Source organism: Serratia marcescens, assembly GCF_029846115.1.
GTDB classification, from domain to species: Bacteria; Pseudomonadota; Gammaproteobacteria; order Enterobacterales; family Enterobacteriaceae; genus Serratia; species Serratia marcescens_L.
The window spans coordinates 1,248,092-1,270,125 of the sequence record NZ_JARVZZ010000001.1 but is presented as its reverse complement, the minus strand read 5'-3'; the positions used below and the strand labels follow the sequence as shown (position 1 = coordinate 1,270,125).

Genomic DNA, 22,034 nt, shown 5'->3' with positions numbered 1-22,034 from the left:
CCTTGAAAATCATGCTTTCGGTTAGAGTGAAACAACGTCATGCGGGCGGCAGCGCCGCCAGAGCGATATCGCCAGCGATGTGCTGCGCAAACTGGGTAAAGACGTGCTGAACGCCGTCGGCGATCAGATTGGCCTGCTCCCGGCTGTAGTGGTCCTGGCGGTAGGTCATCATCACCCGCAGGGATTTCTTCCCGGCCAGATCGTCTTCCATCACCTCAAACTGCAGGCCGAGCAACGATTCGGCTTTCTCCGGCTCCACCTGACGGTAGGCGATCGCGCTGCCGTCCTGCAGCCGGAACTCGCCGTTCAGCTTGATGCGGCTGTGGATTTGGATGAACACTTCGAACATGTGGTTCTTGCGGTCGGCGTCCACGCCGAACAGCCCTTCCTCCACCAGATCGATCGGAATGTCGGTGTACGGCAGCGAGCCGTTGATGGTGTTTTTCACCTGGCTGACCAACCCGGCCACCGTCAGCCCTTCGTCGAAGCGCACGCGGTGCACCACCACGGTGGTGAAGTAGCCGACGGTATCGAAGAACTCGGCGTCGTTACGGCCGGAGGTCGAGGTGCCCACCAGCAGATCCGCCGGGCCGCCGAGCAGGCGCAGCGCCGAGGTAATCCCGGCATACACCACGTTGAACAGCGAAGCGTTGTTGCGGCGGGCAAGCTGATACAGGCCTTCCGCCACGGCAGGATCGACCTCGAACTCCAGCCAGCCGCCGTTGACGTCCGCCGGTGCCGGCACCGCCGGGTGGGTGGATGCTTCTTGCCGGAAGATCGGCTGGCCGACCGGTGCGCCGCGCAGCGCATCGAGCCAGTAGTCCAGATGTTGCTGCTGCACCCCGGAGGCCCGCTGCTGACGGGCGAAGGTGTGGAACTGCGGTGGTTGCCCACTCCACTGCGGTGCCTGGCCGACGACGCGATGGCGATAGGCGACGCCCAGCTCGTCCATCATCAGGTTGAGCGACCATTCATCCAGCACCACATGGTGGAACAATAGCGACAGCAGCTGCTGGCCGTTGTCCGCATCGCGCAGCAGCGTGGCGCGCAGCGGCAGCTCGGCGGCCAGATCGAACCGGTGCTGGCCGGCGTCGGCCAACAGGGCGGCGGCGTTGCCCGCCGGCGTTTCGTGGGAGAAGCGGAACCACGAGTAATCCGAGAGTTCGGCGGCCGGCACCACCACCTGTACCACCTCTCCCTGCTGCTCGACGAAGCGTGAACGCAGCACGGTATGGCGAGTCATGACGTCGATAAACGCCTGACGCAGCGCCGTTTCGTCTACTGCATCGAAGAAGCGCAGAGAGAACGGCAGGTTGAAAATCTCGTCATGGCCGAAGGCTTCATACACCTTCCACAGCGATTCCTGCGCCAGCGACAGCGGCGCCTGCGCGCGATCATGATCGTCGGCGGTGGCCACCGCGGCATTCGGCTGCGCGACGTTCAGGCGTTTGGCGTAGCCCGCCAACCCGCGCGCCGTCGGATGGCTGAACAGATCGTTAATGTTGATTTCGATCTGATGCAGGCTCAGCAAGCGACCGATCACCCGGGTGGCGACCAGCGAATGGCCGCCGCGATCGAAGAAGTCTTCATCCAGGGTCATTTCCGGCGCCACCAGCGCCTCACGGAACTCCTGCAAAATCAGCGGTGCAACGCTTTCGTCCGCGTCGCCGTTCGCCGCCGGCGCGGCCATCGCCGGGGAAGCGGCCTCAGCCGCCGGCAGTGCGACGGCAATCCGCTGCCCGGCCAGGAAGGCGCTGAACTGCTCCAGCAAGAAAGGTGCCACATGGGGAGACAGGCGCGGGTCGGTGACCAGCTCGAGCGTCAGCGCTTCCGCTTCCGGCAAGCCCAGCAGCAGCGCCAGTTCGAACGGCGTATGCAGCGGCGGCAGCAACAGGCGTTCGGCGTGAACGCCTTCCAGCCGCCACTCTGCGGCCAGATCGTCGCGCCAGGCCACCAGCAGTTGCGCCCGTTGCGGGTCCGGCTGTTCAGCCACGGCCTGCGCCAGCAGCCGCTGCCCGACGTCGCTCTCGCCATGCTGCACGGTCAAACGCATCAGCGGCGGCGCCGTCAGGCCCAGCTCCAGGCCGACGCACTCCGCCGTCTCCGCCGCCGGCACGCACAGCTGCACCGCTTGGCCGCCGGCCTGCGCGGCGACGAATTCGGCAAACCGTGCCGCCACCGCCGCCAGCAAGGCCCGCGGCGTGTCGTTGGCGAGCAACAGCGAGCGATCAATGCGCGTGACCACGCGCGAGCCCACCGGCGGCAACGCATCAGCGCGCTGCGCCGGGCTGCGATAATCCTGCAGCGAGACCGCCTGGCGCACCCACGGCAGCTGCGGCTCCGAGGTTTCCGCCAGCTCGACCGGTTCCACCGCGAAAGGCAGAGGCATCACATCCCCGTTATAACGGGCGGACAGCATCGCCGGCAGGTGGCGCCACGGCAGCGTTTCCGCCAGGATGTCATGCAAGACCACGCCCAAAATCACCGCATCGCCCGGCGTGAGCAACAGCAGGCAGCGCAGCGGCGCTTCGTTTTCCAGCTCAAACGGCGTTGCCTGCGCTTGCAGCAGGCAACCCATGGCGTGTGGTTCGTCCACCACCTGACGAAGGCTCACCGGCAACGGCGCCGAGCCGGCGGGGCGTTTCTCAAGACCGTTTTCGTCATCAAAAACGTAATGCACGTCCACGCCCGGCGTTTCCCGCACCAACGCCTGCAGCGCCGCCGTCAGTTGGGCGATATCCACGTCCCCCGTCAGGCGCCAGGCCAGCGCCCGCTGCCCGCGAGCGTCACCCTGTTGCAGATGGGCGAACCACGCCCGCTCTTCGGCTTCGCTTACCGGCCGATCGCCGTTCACCGACGCCGCGCCCAGCGCCTGAAAGGCGCTCTCCAGCCGCTGGGCCTCTTCATCGCTCAGAATGCTGTCAAAATCACCGATCACTGCGTTATCTCCTTTGCCCGGCCGTGCCGGGATGACGCATGAAACGGGGGACATTCGTCCCCCGTCATCGCGATAGCGTTAGAAATTCAGCTCAACTGCTGCGCCGACCAGACGGCCTCGCTGGAGAGTCGCCGTGTAGATGTCGTTGCTTCTGACCATCTCGCGGCGGTCTGAATCAAACAGGTTTTTCGCATACAGCGTGGCGCGACCGTAGTCGAAGGTGTAAGCCAGCTGGGCGTTGGCCGTCCAATAGGAGCCGATGCGCCCGCGCGAATCGTTGTCGTATTGCGAATAGTAGGAGTCGGTAAACGCCACGTTGCTGCTCAGCTCCCACCCTTTCAAGAACTGATATTTAGCACCCATGTTGGCGGTGTAAGCCGGTGCGCGCGCCAGCTCATGCCCTTCCACGCCGCTGCCCGAGAACTTCTTGATGTCGGTTTTCAGCAGGCCGAGGTTGCCGAACAGTTCGAAGTCCCAACGCGGCTGCCAGGTGGCGCCGATTTCCGCGCCGTAGGTTTCCACCTTGTCGGCGTTACGGATCACGCTGGAGTTCTCACCCAACGAGTACGGCAGCTGCATATCTTTGTAATCGTTGTAGAAGACGTTAGCGGTCAGCACCACGTTGGCGTCTTTCAGATGGTGGCGAGTGTACAGCTCGTAGTTCCACACGTACTCGGAACCGTAGGTGTAGCTGACCACCGGCGTGCCGATCGTGATGCCGCCGCCGCCGGCGTTATAGCCGCGCGCGATCTTGGCACCGTAGGTTTGGGTATCCGTCGGTTTCCAGGCCACGTCCAGCTTCGGCAGAAACACGGTATAGGTTTCATCAAAGTCGATGCGCACCGCCTGGCTGCCGCCATCGCGGCGACGGTGTTCGCGTTCCAGACGGCTGGCGGCGGTCACGTCCACCTGCGGCGTCAGCGCATAGGTCAGCTCGGCGAACGCCGAATGGGTATCGGTTTTATCCTTGAAGGTCGATCCGCCGAAGATGTTGACGAACTCATCCTGCGTGCCGTGGAAGTAACGCAGCCCCGCCAGCCCGTGCAGGCGGCTGTCCGCGCCGCCGAAGCGCACCACCGGCTCTACGTGAACTTCCTGGCCATCGATCTCGGCGTACTGGATATTGTAAGCCGTCGGACGGTTGATGTTGAAGTCGGTGTAGATAACGCGGTTTTCAAACGTCAGCGCATCGGAGGCCTCCCAGGCCAGATCCCAGATGGTGCTGTTCATGTTGCTTTTGAACACGGCGCGGCGCGGATCGTGGCGCGGATTGGTCGGGTGCGGCTGCGGGTTGAGGCTTTCGTTCTGTGGCGCGGTGCTGCCGAAGTGGTTAAAGGTCAGCTTGGTGGTCAGGTCGCGCAGGCCGGCCGGGTTGAACAACAGCTTGGCGCGGGCGGTGGTGGCTTCCACTTCACGCGGATCGCCCACCGGCGCATAGGCCGGCAGGTCAGCCTCGCTGCGGCGGCGCTGGCGATCGACGCTGACGCGGAACGCCAGCTGATCTTCCACCAGCGGGCCGGACGCCATGGCCGCCAGCTGTGAAGAGTGCTGGTTGCCGGCCCCGCCCTTGAAGGCGCTTTCCCATTCGAAGGTCGGATCTTTACTGGCCATGACGATGGCGCCGGCGATGGCGTTGCGTCCCTGAATATAGCTTTGCGGGCCGAGGAACACTTCGACACGATCCAGATCCCACAGCGACTGTGGGCCGAACGCCTGTTCGTTATAGGTCAGCGAACGGCCGTCCAACGACAGATTGAGGCGCGGGCGGGTGCCGCTGAGGAAGGCGTTGGCGCCGACGTTCGGGCCGGAGCCGTCGATGCCGCGCACGGTCGGGAGTTCGTTGCCGATGCCCAGATCCACCACGTTGGGGGTCATGCGCAGCAGATCGGGGATCTGTACCGCGTCGGGCATCGAGGCGATACGGTTGCTGTCGAACACCTGCACGCTGGAGCCGGTGTCGAAAATGGAACGTTTGATCTTCTCACCGGTGACCAGCAGCGTTTCCGCGTCCTGGTAGGTTTCGTTGCTCTTGGTTTCCGCCGCGTTGACGTTACCGATCGCCAGTGAACAAACCCCTAAAAATACGGAGGAAAACGCCCCAATGGCTTTCAACCCCGCTTTTTCCCCGTTTCCTACGCTTTCATGCCGTTGAGCCGCAAAATGCTTGCCCATAGATGTCTTCTCCTTTCATCCCAGAGGTGCACAAAATTTGATTTTTTTTACACAACCTACATCGACACTCACACAGACCTTGACGCTCCGGCCTTCCCGGCCTTTGTGTTGCTTATCCCTGCGGCAAACCCATGCCTTGCGCGGCCGAACGGGCGCGGCCCCGTCCACGGCCAAGCCGCCGGCGGAGCGGCCGGCGGCTTGTATAAAAACGTAAAATAATGTTAAGAATGATAATATTTTGCATTTTCTAATGCAAATCATTATCAACAAAGATGAGGGGCCGAGCACGCAAACAGCCAGAAGGCCTTATACTTTTGCAGGTAAAACACGCGCTGCAATAACAAGCAATCATTGCAATGCTAAGAATAATATAAATAAATTATTCACACTCAACACCATCTGCGCCATCCACCGCTAAAACCCCTTATAGATAGCACCTCCGCGTCAAATGGATCAAATAATAATAATTTTCATTCCTATTAACATTTGGATATATTCTTGCAGTCTCGTTGGCTGAATCAAAATGGATACCCGATGAAAGCTTTAACCACGATGCAGGCCGCCTATTGGGTAGGCCGACAGTCCGCTCCTCCTCTCGGCGGCATGGCCGCCCACCTGTACGCGGAATTCGACGGCGGCGAGCTGGACATCGCCCGATTGCGCCAGGCCGTCGATGCGTTGTACCTGCATCATCCGCTGTTACGCCTGCGCATTACCGATGATGGCCGCCAGACCATCGCGCCTCCCGGCCCCCGGCATACTTTGCATCTCGACGACTGGCGGCACGCCGATACAGCGACGCTGGCGGCCGCGCTCGCCGCCAAACGCCAGGCGAAAAGCACCCAGTTGCTACCGCTGGAACAGGGCGTGCCCTGCGATATCAGCCTGAGCCTGTTGCCGGAAGGGCGCAGCCGCCTGCATGTCGATCTCGATATGATCGCCGGCGATGCCATGAGCTTTCGCCTGTTGATGGAAGATCTGACGGCGTTTTATCACCAGTGCCCACCGTCCCCCTCCCATGACGCGCTACCGGCCTACTTCGACCACCTCGAACGGCGCGACGCCGACGAGGCGCTGCGCCAGCGGCGCGAACGCGGCCAGCGTTGGTGGCGTGAACGCCTGGCGCAGGTGCCCCCGGCGCCGCGCCTGCTGCGCACGCCGGACCGCTGCCGCAGCGATCGCCTGGCCGTACAGCTGAATGCGGAAGAAAGCCGCGCGCTGGAGAACGTCGCCAAACGGCACCACACCTCGCTCTCGACGCTGTTTTTAGCGCTGTTCGCCCTGGCCGTCGGCCAGGGTTGGAACATGACGCGCTTCCGGCTCAACGTGCCGCTGTTCCACCGCGAGAGTGAACGGGAGGACGCGCATCGCCTCATCGGCGATTTCTCCAACCTGGTGCTGCTCGGCGTGGAACTGAATCCGACGGAAAATCTGAGCGCCTTCTGCCGGCGCCTGATGACGCAGCTGGCGGAATTGATCGAGCATGCGGATTACCCCGGTGTGAGCGTGATGCGCGATCTGTCGCGCCTGCACGGCAGCCTGCAGCCTTCGCCGGTGGTGTTTACCGCCGGTTTTGGCATCCGCGGCAAGACGCTGTTTTCCGAACGGGTCACCGACACCTTCGGCCGTCTCGGCTGGGTCATCTCTCAGGGGCCGCAGGTGGCGCTGGATGCGCAGGTCGCCCACGTCGACGACGGCATTCTGATCAACTGGGACGTGCGGCTGGATGCGTTCCCCGAGCAGGTGCTGCCACGCCTGCTGGCCTGTTACCGGGCGCTGCTGCACCTGGCCGCGCGGCAAACGGCGGCGTTCGATCGCCCGCTGTCGCAGCTGCTGGCGCAATGCACGCCCGACGCGCTGGCGCAGCAAGCGCCGGTGCGCCTGGTGCTGCACCGGCTGCTGGCGCGAGTGGCCCCCGAGGCTAGCTTGCACGACCACGACGATATCCGCCGCTTGGCCTTGCCGGATGCCGGGGTGAACGCGCTGCTGACGGTGCTCAACAAGTATCTGGCGGCAGCGCTGACGGCGCAGGATCTGGCGGCGCACTCCTCCCCTGCGGCGCTGGCGGCGCTGATCTGCCAACGCTCGCCCGAGGCAGGACGGCATGCGAAAACGCTGCTCGCCGCGCTGGCGCCGCAGCACTGAGATCGGTTTCCGGGCGCGCGACGCCCGGCTCGTTTTAATCGGTTAGCGACTATAGGGAAGTACCATGGAGACAGCATTAACCGCACTGCAGCAGGCCTATCTTCTGGGCCGCAGCGATCGATGGCCGCTCGGCGGCGTGGCGATGCACGACTTTCGCGAATACCGCGCCCGGCAGCTGGATGTACCGCGCCTTGAAGCGCGCCTGACCGAGCTGGTACAGCACTACCCAGCGTTGCGCACCTGCATCGATGTGCAGCGCGGCACGCAGCACGTACGCCCGGAGGTGACGCTGCATCTGGATCGTCACGATCTGCGCGCCCTTGATGGCGAAGCGTCGCAGCGCCAGGTCGAACAACTGCGCGAGCGATACTCCCACCAGCGCCACGATCCGAGCCAACCGCTATGGCGCATCGCCGTGATCCAACGGGCCGAACAGCAGGATCCGACGGGATCGCCGTACGATACGCTGATCTTCACCAGCTTCGATGCGTTGATCCTCGACGGCCAGGGGATCTCCACCGTGATCGCTCGCCTGTTTGACGATCGCCCTCTGGCGCCGACCGCCGCTGCGCTGCCGCTCCCCGCCGCACCGGCGGCGCAGCGGCAGGCCGATGCCGCCTACTGGCGCGAAAAGCTGCAGGATGTCACCACCCCGTCGGCATTGCCGTGGCGCGCCCCGCTCGCCAATCTCTCCTCGTCACGCTATCGCCGCGTCAGCCTGACGCTGCCGCACGATACGATAAAACAACTCGGCCGTCTGGGATCGCCGCATGCTCTGCTGCGCAACAGTCTGCTGTCGGCGCTGATCCTCGATACGCTGGCCCACTGGACCACCGACGGCGAGCTGTGCGTCGGCGTGCCGGTGGCATTCCCCGCCGCCGACGGCGCCCTGGGTAACGCCTCCAGCTTCGTGGCGGTGCGCTATTCCCGTCACGGCGAAGATTTTATCCAGCGCGCGCAAGCCCTGCAGGACGACGTGCTCGGCGCGCTCGACCACCTGACGTTTTCCGGCGTCGATCTGGCGCGGCAGTTGCTCGGCCAAAGCCAGGGCGGCCCGGCGCTGCCGGTGATCCTGACCAACTGTCTGGGCTGGGAAACGCTGCCGGCCGAAGCGCCGGTACGCTTCCACGACGGCCTGACCCAAACGCCGCAGGTCGCCATCGACATTCGCCTGACGCTGGACAGCGAAAAAAACCTGCAGCTGTGCGTGGACTACGCCGAGCAGGCGCTGCATGGCGAGCAGGTAGAAGCCATGCTGGCGGCATTGCAGCGACGCATCCTGCACAGCTGCCAACGGGCCGACCTGGCGATCGCACCGCGGGACTTCATCGATCTGGCGCATTACCGTCACAACGACAGCGAAGCGAATTACGCACCTTATCCTTATCTGGCGCAGCTGGCCGAGCGGCTGTTTGGCGCACAAAACGGCGGCAACGCGCTGATCTGCGGTGAACAGACGCTGACCTACCGCGAGCTGGGCCAGCGGATCGCCACGGCGATCGCCAACCTGCAGAGCCGCGGCGTGCAGCCGGGCAACGTGGTGGCGCTTTATCTGCCGCGCAGCCCGGAACAGATCATCCTCAGCCTCGCCTGCGCCCTGCAGGGCGTGATCTGGGTGCCTGTCGATATCAACTCGCCGCCGGAACGCACCGCCTACCTGCTGGAAAACTGCCGGCCGACGCTGGTGGTGCACGGCGGCGATCTGGAGACGCCGATCGGCGTGACGCCGGCGACCCTGCTGACGCCGACGGATCGCGCGCCTGCGCTGCCGGATGAGCAGACGCTGGTTGAACGCAGCGCCAGCCTGGCCGCGAGCTACTACCTGTATACCTCCGGCACCACCGGTAAGCCCAAATGCGTGGTGCTCAACAACCGCGCTACCGCCAACGTCGTCCACCAGACCCAGCAGCGCTGGGCGGTCACCGCCGACGACGTCTTCATTTCCGTCACGCCGCCGCACCATGACATGTCGATGTTCGATCTGTTTGGTTCGCTGTGCGCCGGCGCCACGCTGGTGCTGCCGGCGCCGCATCAGGAAAAAGACGCCATCAGTTGGAACCAGTTGGTGGAAAAGCACCGGGTTAGCCTGTGGTGTTCGGTGCCCGCCATTCTGGAGATGCTGCTCACCTGCAAAACGGCCGACAGCCTGCGCTCGCTGCGCCTGGTGGCGCAAGGCGGCGACTACATCAAGCCAGCGACGGTGCAAACCCTGCGCACCTTGCGCCCGGATCTCGCGCTGTTCTCACTCGGCGGACCGACCGAAACCACCATCTGGAGCATCTGGCACCCAATCGCCCCGCAGGAGAGCGGCACCGTGCCTTACGGCCGCCCGCTGCCGGCCAACCGCTACTTCATCTGCCATGACGACGGCAGCCACTGCCCGGCCGGCGTGGTCGGCCGCATTCATACCGCCGGGGTGAACCTGGCGTTAGGCTATCTGGAACAGGGGGAGCTGAAGCAGCATGACTTCGTCACCCTCGAAGGGCCGGACGGGCAACCGCTGCGCGCTTTCCGCACCGGCGATCAGGGCTACTACCGAACGGACGGCAACATCATGTTCGCCACCCGGGTGAACGGCTATGTGAAGATCCGCGGCGTGCGCGTCTCGCTGCCGGAAATCGAAGACGTGCTGCGCCGCCATCCGGCGATCCTGGATATGGTGGTGGTGGATTACCCCAGCGGAGAGAACAACGAGGCGGCGCTCGGCGCCCTGTATCTGACCCGCGACGGCAAACCACTGCCGCTGTCCGAGATCCGCGCCTTCGCCACCGGCTATCTGCCCTGTACCCATATTCCTACGCGCTTTATCCATGCCGAGGCGCTGCCGTTGTCCGCCAACGGTAAAACCGACCGCCATCGTATCCGCGCCGACATGAGCCACCAGCAAACCGCACCGGCGTTGAACGCCTGCGCGGCCCCGCCGCCGAACGCACCGTTGGCCCGCAGCGCAGAGATCCTGACCATTTACTGGCAGGCGATCGGCGTGACGCCGCGCCCGGAATGGGGGGAAGAGACGGCGTTTATCGCCATGGGGCTGAAGCTGCCGCATATCAAACAGGTAGCGGCACGCCTCAATGACGCTTTCGGCACCCGTCTGGTAAGCAGTTCGCTCCTGCCGTGCAAGAACGCGCGCGAAGTGGCGGCGTTGCTGGCCAGCTGAAACCACATCACTCGGGCGGGGTCATCCCCCGCCCGCATTTTATCAGGCGGGCAACGCCGTCAGGGCCGCCAGCGGTTGCTCCCAGGCCTCCCGCTGCAGCGCGCGCATCAGAAACTCTTGCAGCGCCTCGCCATAGTCCAGCGCATCCTCCGTCGGGAACTGCTCCAGATAGATATCGATATCCACCTGCAGATCGCGGGCGTCGGTGCGGCCGCGATAAGTCAGGTTAAAACCGTCGCCCGAGCCGCCGGCCAATACGCTGCGGGTGCCGCTACAGCCGGTAAAGCGGGGCGCATCGAAGGGTTGCACATTGATGAAGGGGGAAATAAAGAAGCGCGAACCTGGCTCCACGCCGCGATCGGCGGCCAGTTGACGCAGGCGGTAGCCGGCATGGCTGCGCAGCTCCCGCAGCAGCTGCGCCATCATCGTCAGAAAATCTCCCAGCGTCGCCGACGGGGGTGGCGACACCAGCAGCGGCAGAGTGTTGACCGCCAATGAAGGCACGTTGGTGGCGGCCTGCCCGCGGCGATTCATCGCCGGCATCCACATCGGCAGCGTATCGCCTTGCCGGGTGTCGCGCGGCATCACCTGAAACAGCCAGGCCGCCGACAGCGCCACCAGCAAGTCGGGCCAATTGATGCCGCTGCGCTCCGCCAGCTGCGCCAGTCGTTGCGATACCGCCGCCGGCAGCCGGTGGTGGGTGCTCAGACGCCGCACGCCATAGGCCTCACCGCCCTTGCGCACCGTCGGCAGCGCCTGCGACAGCGGCAGGTAGGTTTGCCAAAAGCGCCGATCGCGCTCGCATCGCTCAGAATCAGCGTAGGCCAGCTCGGCCTGTTGAAAGACGTCGAAGGTGCCCAGGGGCATACCCGCGCTGCCTTCACCCAGATAGTGCGCATATAACGCGGCGCAGCGGTGTTCAATCAAGGCCATGCCGAAGCCATCAACCAGAATATGGTGCGCACGCACGTACCAGAGGTAGCGCTCCGGCCCCAGCTTGAGCAGCCAGGCGGCGGCTAGCGGCTCGCTGTGCAGCGCCCGGCGCTGCGCGATATCTTCGCGCATCAGGTTTTGCGCCGCCTGCCAGGGATCGCCGTGCGTTTGCAGATCGATGCGTTGTAATGGCGGTATGCGCTGTGGATCGTGCCGTAACGGCGGAGGAGCATCGCCACGCCGCTCACCAAAGCGCAGGGCAAACGCCTGCGTCTCGGCGAGGGTGGTGGCGATCGCCCGGCAGAGCGTCTCTTCCTCTACCGCACCGCACAGTTCGGTGCAGTGTGCGACGGTGGACAGGGTCTGCCCGGGGTGCAAGGTGTGTTCTTCCCAGAAATCAAGCTGCGCTGGCGCCAGCGGCAACCATTCAGAGGCCAAAGCGGTGTCCGACATGTTACCTACCTTTGATAAGCCCGAATAAAGACGCCGAACGGGCGTAACCCGCCGTTCAACGGCTTTTGCGTGTCTCCATACATCATCAAATGAAAATGATAATAACATCTATTATCATTTCTATTAATTTGGTAACACTTTAGATTCTGTTAAGCGGGGATGCAAGTCACGCAGTAGGGACGGAGGAAAGAAAGTGACGGGTAGAAGGCTCATAAAAGCAAAACGCCCCGGCACAGCTGCCTGGGGCGTTTTAACGTCGGCGATGTTCGATGATTAGGCCTGATTGGCCGGCTTCACCTTCTGCGCCAGAAACTCCGTTTCGTAGGCCAGCGCCTTCTTGCGATCGAACTGGTGTTCCCACTTGGCGATCACCAGCACCGCCAGCGCGTTACCCACGACGTTCAGCGCGGTGCGCGCCATATCCAGGATACGGTCCACGCCGGCGATGAACGCCAGGCCTTCCAGCGGAATGCCGACGCTGCCCAGCGTAGCCAGCAGCACCACGAACGAGACGCCCGGCACGCCGGCAATCCCTTTCGAGGTGACCATCAGCGTCAGCACCAGCACGATCTCTTGCCCCAATGACAGCTCGATGCCGTACAGCTGGGCGATAAAGATAGCGGCGATGCTCTGGTACAGCGTCGAGCCATCCAGGTTAAAGGAGTAGCCGGTCGGCACCACGAAGCTGGTGATCGACTTGGGCGCGCCGTAAGCCTCCATCTTTTCGATGATGCGCGGCAGCACCGTTTCCGAGCTGGCGGTGGAATAAGCCAGGATCAGTTCGTCTTTCAGGATGCGGATCAGCGTCCAGATGCGCAGGTTGCACAGCCGGGCGACCGCCCCCAGCACCACCAGGGCGAAGAACGCGATGGCGAAGTATACCAGCACCACCAGCTTGGCCAGCGGCAGCAGCGAAGCGAAACCGAAGTTGGCTACCGTAACCGAAATCAGGCCAAACACCCCGATAGGCGCATAGCGCATGATCATGTGGGTGACTTTGAACATGCTTTCGGACACCGCCTTGAACACCTTCAGCAACGGCTCTTTGGTCTCTTTCGGCAACGACGACAGCCCCAGACCAAACAGCACCGAGAAGAAGATAATCGGCAGCATGTCGCCCTTGGCCATCGACGAGAAGACGTTCGACGGGATCAGCGACAGAATGGTCGCCACCAGACTGTGCGAACCGCTTTGCACCTGTTCGGTGGTTTTCTCATATTGCGAAATATCCACCGTGGTCAGCGTCGACATATCGATGCCGTGGCCAGGTTGGAATACGTTGGCCAACGTCAACCCCACCACGATGGCGATGGTGGTGATCACTTCGAAGTAAATAATGGTTTTCAATCCGATGCGGCCCAGCTTTTTCGCATCCCCCACGCCGGCAATACCGACGATCAGCGTGGAAATAACGATCGGCACCACAATCATCTTGATCAGGCGAATAAAGATATCACCCGCCGGGCTGAGAATATTGCTCACCAGCCACTCACGAGATTCGGTCTGGTTGTGCAACACTGCGCCAACAATAATACCCAGTACCAACGCGATCAGGATTTGCCAAGCCAGGCTAATTTTTACACTTTTCATACCCAAAAAGTCCTCAAAGACTCTTTTCACCGTACAAAGTCGCAACACGGCGAAAAGAATACTTAATCATTTATTACAGGCTTATGTTAATTCAGTGGAAGCGTTCACCGGCCCTAGGTGCAACGCAGTATAAATCTGTATCATCCGGGCGGCATGCTCTGCAAGCCTTGATTTGTCAGGGTTGAGCGCTGAATCGAATCACAAAAAATTTCGCGTAACTATTTCAAACGGCATAATTGGTTGTTATTAAAAACATAATTTTTCATACAATGAAGTACATAACCGCGCCGACGACGTTTTTTTGAACACAATTGAAATGCGTTATTTTTCGCCCATTCTGCATATTTAGTCCGCGTTAAATGTTTATATTTTGTTACTTAAAAGTCAAATAAATGAGAATTGGCCGAGTGACATGCTCCTCTATAAATGCAGAGCTACTTTATATTGCGATTAAAAAACGAACGATATTGCAGGCTGAATATCCTCGGGTATCTCCCGACCTTTCATCAGGAATTAAAGGTTAATAAAACGTTATTTCACGATATGCCGTCCATCGTTATATCGCGTTAATACCAACTTCGAATATTAATAGCGAAAAATAATCCAAAAAGATTTATAGCGCGAAATAACGCAGGCCTTTCCACCGATTTATTTGGCACGGGGCAAATAACTTTACCTTTGTTTATTCTTTTTTGTTCTTTAGATAAGTGTTTTTGGCTAAAAACACGGGTTTATGATGATTTAAACGCCAAAGAGATAGATACGTCCTGCAAATGCGACAGAACGATTACAAATCAATATCTTTGTTGCGTGATCTGCCGCGCAAAAAAGAAACAAAGAATCGTAGCAAACTATACTTAACCTTCAGTTGACATATCATTAACAACTTCAAGGAGAAAAGCTATGAGCCAACTGCATAAACACGCTATTCCTTCTGCAATTGCAGAACGCGCCCTGATTAATCCGGCACAATACCAACAGTATTATCAACAGTCGGTTCAAGACCCAGAGGCTTTCTGGGGTGAGCATGGCAAAATCCTGGACTGGATCAAACCCTATACCAAAGTCAAAAATACCTCGTTCGATCCCGGCCACGTCAGCATTCGTTGGTTTGAAGACGGCACGTTGAACCTGTCAGCCAACTGTTTGGACCGCCATCTGGCTGAGCGCGGCGACCAGACCGCCATTATCTGGGAAGGCGATGACCCGACCCAATCCAAGCACGTGACTTACAAACAGCTGCACCATGACGTCTGCCAGTTCGCCAACGTGCTGAAAAAGCTCGGCGTGAAAAAAGGCGACGTGGTGGCTATCTATATGCCGATGGTGCCGGAAGCGGCGGTCGCGATGCTGGCCTGCGCGCGCATCGGCGCCGTACATTCGGTGATCTTCGGCGGTTTCTCGCCGGAAGCGGTCGCCGGGCGCATTATCGACTCCAACGCCAAACTGGTCATCACCGCCGATGAAGGCCTGCGCGCCGGCCGCGCCGTACCGCTGAAAAAGAACGTCGACGATGCGCTGAAAAATCCCGGCGTGGTCAGCGTGGCCAACGTGGTGGTATTCCAGCGCACCGGGAAACCGGGTTACTGGCAGGAAGGGCGCGATCTGTGGTGGCATGAGCTGACCGAGGGCGTTTTCGCCGACTGCCCGCCGGAAGAAGTGAACGCCGAAGATCCGCTGTTTATCCTGTACACCTCCGGCTCGACCGGCAAGCCGAAAGGTGTGCTGCACACCACCGGCGGCTACCTGGTGTACGCCGCGATGACCTTTAAGTATGTGTTCGACTATCACGACGGCGACATTTACTGGTGTACCGCCGACGTGGGCTGGGTCACCGGCCACAGCTATCTGCTGTACGGCCCGCTGGCCTGCGGCGCCACCACGCTGATGTTCGAAGGCGTGCCTAACTATCCGGGCGTCAATCGCCTGTCGCAGGTGATCGACAAGCACCAGGTCAACATTCTGTATACCGCGCCGACCGCCATTCGCGCCCTGATGGCCGAAGGCGACAAGGCGATCGAGGGCACCCGACGCGATTCGCTGCGCATCATGGGCTCGGTCGGTGAACCGATCAACCCGGAAGCCTGGGAGTGGTATTACAACAAGATAGGCAACGCAAAGTGCCCGATCGTCGATACCTGGTGGCAAACCGAAACCGGCGGCTTCATGATTACCCCGCTGCCGGGCGCTACCGAGCTGAAGGCCGGTTCCGCCACGCGGCCTTTCTTCGGCGTGCAGCCGGCGCTGGTCGATAACGTCGGCACACCGCAGGAAGGCGCCTGCGAAGGCAACCTGGTGATCGTCGACTCCTGGCCGGGCCAGGCACGTACCCTGTTCGGCGATCATGACCGCTTCGAGCAAACCTACTTCTCGACCTTCAAAGGCATGTACTTCAGCGGTGACGGCGCTCGCCGCGACGAGGACGGTTACTACTGGATCACCGGCCGCGTCGACGACGTGCTGAACGTCTCCGGCCACCGTCTGGGTACCGCCGAGATCGAGTCTGCGCTGGTATCGCACCCGAAAATCGCCGAAGCGGCAGTGGTCGGTATTCCTCACAACATCAAAGGCCAGGCGATCTACGCCTACATCACGCTGAACCACGGCGAAGAACCGACGCCGGAGCTCTATACCGAAGTGCGCAACTGGGTGCGCAAAGAGATAGGGCCGATCGCCACGCCGGACGTGCTGCACTGGACAGATTCGCTGCCCAAAACGCGCTCCGGCAAGATCATGCGGCGTATCCTGCGCAAAATTGCCGCCGGCGACACCAGCAACCTGGGGGACACCTCCACGCTGGCGGATCCGGCCGTAGTCGACAAGCTGTTGGAAGAAAAACAATCAATGAAAGTGCCGTCATAATTTACGCCGCTTCAGGCCGCTCATTCGGATAACGTGCCGTTGAGCGGCCCTGGCGCGGCGTACTCTCTCAATACCGACTGGAGACACTCTGATGAATGACACCATTTATCAAGGGATTGAAGAAAACCCGCGCTTTAAAGAGCTGGTGAGAAAACGCGGCCGGTTCGCCTGGCTGCTTTCACTGATTACGCTGGCGCTGTACGTCGGCTTTATTCTGTTGATCGCCTTCGATCCGCAATGGCTCGGCACGCCGATCGCCGCCGGATCGACCATCACCCGCGGGATCCCGGTCGGTGTCGGGCTGATCGTGATCTCTTTCGTCTTGACAGGGATCTACGTGTTTCGCGCCAACGGCGAGTTCGATCGCCTCACCGCAGAAATCCTGCGTGAGGTGAAACAATGAAGCGCTTATTGTCCACCGCCGCGCTGCTGTTGCTGCCCGGTCTGGCCTGCGCCGACGCCATCGGCGGCGAAGTGCATCGTCAACCGCTGAACATCCAGGCGATCGTGATGTTTATCCTGTTTGTCGGCGCCACCCTGTACATTACCTATTGGGCTTCCAAACGCACCCGTTCCCGCCAGGACTACTACACCGCGGGCGGGCGCATCACCGGCCTGCAAAACGGCCTGGCGATCGCCGGCGACTTCATGTCCGCCGCTTCGTTCCTCGGTATCTCCGCCCTGGTCTACACCTCCGGCTATGACGGCCTGATCTACTCCATCGGCTTCCTCATCGGCTGGCCGATCATTCTGTTCCTGATCGCGGAGCGCCTGCGCAACCTCGGCCGTTATACCTTTGCCGACGTCGCCTCTTACCGTCTGCAGCAGAAACCGATCCGCACCCTGTCGGCCTGCGGCTCGTTGGTGGTGGTGGCGCTGTATCTGATTGCGCAGATGGTCGGTGCCGGCAAGCTGATCCAGCTGCTGTTCGGGCTCAACTACCACGTGGCGGTGATCCTGGTCGGCATTTTGATGGTGCTGTATGTGCTGTTTGGCGGCATGTTGGCCACCACCTGGGTGCAAATCATCAAGGCGGTGCTGCTGCTGGCCGGCGCCAGCTTTATGGCGCTGATGGTGATGAAGTCGGTTAACTTCGACTTCAATACCCTGTTCGCCGAAGCGGTGAAGGTGCACCCGAAAGGCATCGCCATCATGAGCCCCGGCGGCCTGGTGTCCGATCCGATTTCCGCGCTGTCACTCGGCCTGGCGCTGATGTTCGGCACCGCCGGTTTGCCGCATATCCTGATGCGCTTCTTCACCGTGAGCGACGCCAAAGAAGCGCGCAAGAGCGTGTTCTACGCCACCGGTTTTATCGGTTACTTCTATATTCTGACCTTTATCATCGGCTTCGGCGCCATCTTGCTGGTCAGCGCTAATCCGGCGTTCAAAGACGCCACCGGCGCGCTGCTGGGCGGCACCAACATGGCGGCGGTGCACCTGGCCAATGCCGTTGGCGGCAACTTCTTCCTCGGCTTTATCTCGGCAGTGGCCTTTGCCACCATTCTGGCGGTCGTCGCGGGCCTGACGCTGGCCGGCGCCTCGGCCGTTTCCCATGACCTGTACGCCAGCGTGATGAAAAACGGCAAGGCAACCGAGCGCGACGAACTGAGAGTATCCAAGATCACCGTTGTGGTGCTAGGCATTGTCGCCATTGCCCTGGGGATTTTATTCGAGAAGCAGAACATCGCCTTTATGGTCGGGTTGGCGTTCTCCATCGCCGCCAGCTGTAACTTCCCTATCATCATTCTGTCGATGTACTGGTCACGTTTGACTACCCGCGGCGCGATGATTGGCGGCTGGCTGGGCCTGTTGACGGCGGTGATTCTGATGATCCTCGGCCCGACGATCTGGGTGCAGATCCTAGGCCATGAAAAACCGATTTACCCGTATGAATACCCGGCGCTGTTCTCGATGATCGTGGCCTTTGTCGGTACCTGGCTATTCTCGATCACCGACAGTTCGCTGGCCGGGCAGCAGGAGCGGGAACGCTTCCGGGCTCAGTTTGTCCGTTCGCAGACCGGGCTGGGCATCTCTCAGGGCAGCTCGCATTGACCGAATAATAAGTGAAAAAAGCAAACACACCCTAATCAAAGGCCCTTCGGGGCCTTTTCTCTGGCTGTCTGTCGGAGAGAAGCTGGGAAAAGCAGCGCAGCGTAGCTGCGCTTTTTTGCGTTTTACGCATAGCAAAAAGCCCTGAACGTCAGTTCAGGGCTTTCGGCTTGGTTTGATGCCTGGCAGTGTCCTACTCTCGCATGGGGAGACCCCACACTACCATCGGCGCTACGGCGTTTCACTTCTGAGTTCGGCATGGGGTCAGGTGGGACCACCGCGCTATTGCCGCCAGGCAAATTCTGTTTCATTCCAACCGCTTCACTCTCGTGTCGCCATCAGAACCAATCTGTAAACAAGCTGAATATTGTCTCGGTCTCACCAAAACACCTTCGGTGTTGTAAGGTTAAGCCTCACGGATCATTAGTACTGGTTAGCTCAATGCATCGCTGCACTTACACACCCAGCCTATCAACGTCTTAGTCTTAAACGTTCCTTCAGGGACCTTAAAGGCCCAGGGAAGACTCATCTTGAGGCAAGTTTCGCGCTTAGATGCTTTCAGCGCTTATCTTTTCCGCACTTAGCTACCGGGCAATGCCATTGGCATGACAACCCGAACACCAGTGGTGCGTTCACTCCGGTCCTCTCGTACTAGGAGCAACCCCTCTCAATCTTCCAACGCCCACGGCAGATAGGGACCGAACTGTCTCACGACGTTCTAAACCCAGCTCGCGTACCACTTTAAATGGCGAACAGCCATACCCTTGGGACCTACTTCAGCCCCAGGATGTGATGAGCCGACATCGAGGTGCCAAACACCGCCGTCGATATGAACTCTTGGGCGGTATCAGCCTGTTATCCCCGGAGTACCTTTTATCCGTTGAGCGATGGCCCTTCCATTCAGAACCACCGGATCACTAAGACCTACTTTCGTACCTGCTCGAGCCGTCACTCTCGCAGTCAAGCTAGCTTATGCCTTTGCACTAACCTCACGATGTCCGACCGTGATTAGCTAACCTTCGTGCTCCTCCGTTACTCTTTGGGAGGAGACCGCCCCAGTCAAACTACCCACCAGACACTGTCCTCACCCCGGATCACGGGGCCGAGTTAGAACATCAAACATTAAAGGGTGGTATTTCAAGGATGGCTCCACGCAGACTGGCGTCCACGCTTCAAAGCCTCCCACCTATCCTACACATCAAGGCTCAATGTTCAGTGTCAAGCTATAGTAAAGGTTCACGGGGTCTTTCCGTCTTGCCGCGGGTACACTGCATCTTCACAGCGAGTTCAATTTCACTGAGTCTCGGGTGGAGACAGCCTGGCCATCATTACGCCATTCGTGCAGGTCGGAACTTACCCGACAAGGAATTTCGCTACCTTAGGACCGTTATAGTTACGGCCGCCGTTTACTGGGGCTTCGATCAAGAGCTTCGCCTTGCGGCTGACCCCATCAATTAACCTTCCAGCACCGGGCAGGCGTCACACCGTATACGTCCACTTTCGTGTTTGCACAGTGCTGTGTTTTTATTAAACAGTTGCAGCCAGCTGGTATCTTCGACTGGCTTCAGCTCCATCCGCAAGGGACTTCACCTACATGCCAGCGTGCCTTCTCCCGAAGTTACGGCACCATTTTGCCTAGTTCCTTCACCCGAGTTCTCTCAAGCGCCTTGGTATTCTCTACCTGACCACCTGTGTCGGTTTGGGGTACGATTTAATGTTACCTGGAGCTTAGAGGCTTTTCCTGGAAGCAGGGCATCAACTACTTCTGCACCGTAGTGCATCGTCATCACGCCTCAGGGTTAGTATGCAACCGGATTTACCAGGTCACACCCCCTACACGCTTAAACCGGGACAACCGTCGCCCGGCTAGCCTAGCCTTCTCCGTCCCCCCTTCGCAGTAACACCAAGTACAGGAATATTAACCTGTTTCCCATCGACTACGCTTTTCAGCCTCGCCTTAGGGGTCGACTCACCCTGCCCCGATTAACGTTGGACAGGAACCCTTGGTCTTCCGGCGAGCGGGCTTTTCACCCGCTTTATCGTTACTTATGTCAGCATTCGCACTTCTGATACCTCCAGCAACCCTCACAGGCCACCTTCAACGGCTTACAGAACGCTCCCCTACCCAACAACGCCTAAGCGTCGCTGCCGCAGCTTCGGTGCATGGTTTAGCCCCGTTACATCTTCCGCGCAGGCCGACTCGACCAGTGAGCTATTACGCTTTCTTTAAATGATGGCTGCTTCTAAGCCAACATCCTGGCTGTCTATGCCTTCCCACATCGTTTCCCACTTAACCATGACTTTGGGACCTTAGCTGGCGGTCTGGGTTGTTTCCCTCTTCACGACGGACGTTAGCACCCGCCGTGTGTCTCCCGTGATAACATTCTTCGGTATTCGGAGTTTGCATCGGTTTGGTAAGCCGGGATGGCCCCCTAGCCGAAACAGTGCTCTACCCCCGAAGATGAGTTCACGAGGCGCTACCTAAATAGCTTTCGGGGAGAACCAGCTATCTCCCGGTTTGATTGGCCTTTCACCCCCAGCCACAAGTCATCCGCTAATTTTTCAACATTAGTCGGTTCGGTCCTCCAGTTAGTGTTACCCAACCTTCAACCTGCCCATGGCTAGATCACCGGGTTTCGGGTCTATACCTTGCAACTAATCGCCCAGTTAAGACTCGGTTTCCCTACGGCTCCCCTATACGGTTAACCTTGCTACAAAATATAAGTCGCTGACCCATTATACAAAAGGTACGCAGTCACACCACGAAGGTGCTCCCACTGCTTGTACGTACACGGTTTCAGGTTCTATTTCACTCCCCTCGCCGGGGTTCTTTTCGCCTTTCCCTCACGGTACTGGTTCACTATCGGTCAGTCAGGAGTATTTAGCCTTGGAGGATGGTCCCCCCATATTCAGACAGGATGTCACGTGTCCCGCCCTACTCATCGAACTCACGACCTGTGCATTTTAGTGTACGGGGCTATCACCCTTTGCTGCGCGACTTTCCAGACGCTTCCACTAACACACAAGCCGATTCAGGTTCTGGGCTCCTCCCCGTTCGCTCGCCGCTACTGGGGGAATCTCGGTTGATTTCTTTTCCTCGGGGTACTTAGATGTTTCAGTTCCCCCGGTTCGCCTCATGCCACTATGTATTCATGACATGATAGTGTGTCGAAACACACTGGGTTTCCCCATTCGGGTATCGCCGGTTGTAACGGTTCATATCACCTTACCGACGCTTTTCGCAGATTAGCACGCCCTTCATCGCCTCTGACTGCCTAGGCATCCACCGTGTACGCTTAGTCACTTAACCTCACAACCCGAAGATGTTTCCATCGTTCGCGCTGCAAACATTTGAGAGACTCTATGACAGGTTACTCTTTATCCCAATACATCTACGGAGGGATAAATTTCAGCCGTCATGTTTCAATTTTCAGCTTGTTCCAGATTGTTAAAGAGCAAAATACTTCGCAGCATACTGTTTCCAATATACTCTGAAGTATTGAAATACCGGACTATATGGTGGAGCTAAGCGGGATCGAACCGCTGACCTCCTGCGTGCAAGGCAGGCGCTCTCCCAGCTGAGCTATAGCCCCATACAGTCACGTGCAGTACCTTTTCCACTTCGAAGAAGTGGTAGGCCTGAGTGGACTTGAACCACCGACCTCACCCTTATCAGGGGTGCGCTCTAACCACCTGAGCTACAAGCCTATAAAGGTATTTCTGCTCGTTACT

General features: G+C 59.7%; 9 protein-coding genes, 2 tRNA genes and 2 rRNA genes. 5 read left to right on the top strand and 8 right to left on the bottom strand.

Annotated elements, in window-relative coordinates:
• Positions 1-37: 37 nt before the first annotated feature.
• Together QDT79_RS05830 and QDT79_RS05825 are read right to left on the bottom strand one after the other, a co-directional pair.
• The gene (locus QDT79_RS05830) at positions 38-2,938 is read right to left on the bottom strand and encodes a condensation domain-containing protein (protein ID WP_308316279.1); all 2,901 of its coding nucleotides are present in this window, start codon (positions 2,936-2,938) and stop codon (positions 38-40) included.
• A 78-nt stretch (positions 2,939-3,016) separates the two neighbouring features.
• Positions 3,017-5,110 carry a TonB-dependent receptor gene (locus QDT79_RS05825; RefSeq protein ID WP_063988408.1) on the bottom strand — a complete coding sequence of 698 codons (2,094 nt, stop codon included), beginning with the start codon at positions 5,108-5,110 and terminating at the stop codon, positions 3,017-3,019.
• A gap of 534 nt (positions 5,111-5,644) precedes the next feature.
• On the opposite strand from QDT79_RS05825, the gene QDT79_RS05820 reads away from it, so the two are divergent.
• Both QDT79_RS05820 and QDT79_RS05815 read left to right on the top strand, forming a co-directional pair.
• A complete protein-coding gene (locus QDT79_RS05820) occupies positions 5,645-7,255 on the top strand; it encodes a condensation domain-containing protein (RefSeq protein WP_308316278.1) in 1,611 nt (536 codons plus the stop codon).
• A 64-nt stretch (positions 7,256-7,319) separates the two neighbouring features.
• A complete protein-coding gene (locus QDT79_RS05815; protein ID WP_308316277.1) occupies positions 7,320-10,415 on the top strand; it encodes an amino acid adenylation domain-containing protein in 3,096 nt (1,031 codons plus the stop codon).
• Positions 10,416-10,457: 42 nt separating this feature from the next.
• Here QDT79_RS05815 and QDT79_RS05810 read toward each other — a convergent pair whose 3' ends face one another.
• The gene (locus QDT79_RS05810; protein ID WP_063988405.1) at positions 10,458-11,801 is read right to left on the bottom strand and encodes a condensation domain-containing protein; all 1,344 of its coding nucleotides are present in this window, start codon (positions 11,799-11,801) and stop codon (positions 10,458-10,460) included.
• Between the two features lie 273 nt (positions 11,802-12,074).
• Positions 12,075-13,391 (bottom strand): glutamate/aspartate:proton symporter GltP, encoded by a 1,317-nt coding sequence (gltP, locus tag QDT79_RS05805; protein WP_063988404.1) that lies wholly within the window; start codon positions 13,389-13,391, stop codon positions 12,075-12,077.
• A 903-nt stretch (positions 13,392-14,294) separates the two neighbouring features.
• Between gltP and acs the strand changes: the two genes are divergently transcribed.
• From acs to actP, 3 genes are all read left to right on the top strand, one after another.
• Complete coding sequence (gene acs / locus QDT79_RS05800) at positions 14,295-16,253, top strand: acetate--CoA ligase (RefSeq protein ID WP_308316276.1); 1,959 nt, start codon at positions 14,295-14,297, stop codon at positions 16,251-16,253.
• 91 nt (positions 16,254-16,344) lie between these two features.
• The gene (locus QDT79_RS05795) at positions 16,345-16,656 is read left to right on the top strand and encodes a DUF485 domain-containing protein (protein WP_004930047.1); all 312 of its coding nucleotides are present in this window, start codon (positions 16,345-16,347) and stop codon (positions 16,654-16,656) included.
• On the top strand, positions 16,653-18,305 hold the full coding sequence (actP, locus tag QDT79_RS05790) for a cation/acetate symporter ActP (RefSeq protein ID WP_063988402.1): 1,653 nt from the start codon (positions 16,653-16,655) through the stop codon (positions 18,303-18,305). Before QDT79_RS05795 ends, actP begins: the two co-directional genes overlap by 4 nt.
• Positions 18,306-18,482: 177 nt before the next feature.
• On the opposite strand, the gene rrf is transcribed toward actP, so the two are convergent.
• From rrf to QDT79_RS05770, 4 genes are all read right to left on the bottom strand, one after another.
• A 5S ribosomal RNA gene (gene rrf / locus QDT79_RS05785) occupies positions 18,483-18,598 on the bottom strand.
• 106 nt (positions 18,599-18,704) lie between these two features.
• A 23S ribosomal RNA gene (locus QDT79_RS05780) occupies positions 18,705-21,612 on the bottom strand.
• A 207-nt stretch (positions 21,613-21,819) separates the two neighbouring features.
• A tRNA-Ala gene (locus tag QDT79_RS05775) sits at positions 21,820-21,895 on the bottom strand.
• A gap of 38 nt (positions 21,896-21,933) precedes the next feature.
• Positions 21,934-22,010: transfer RNA gene (locus QDT79_RS05770), tRNA-Ile, on the bottom strand.
• Positions 22,011-22,034: the final 24 nt, after the last annotated feature.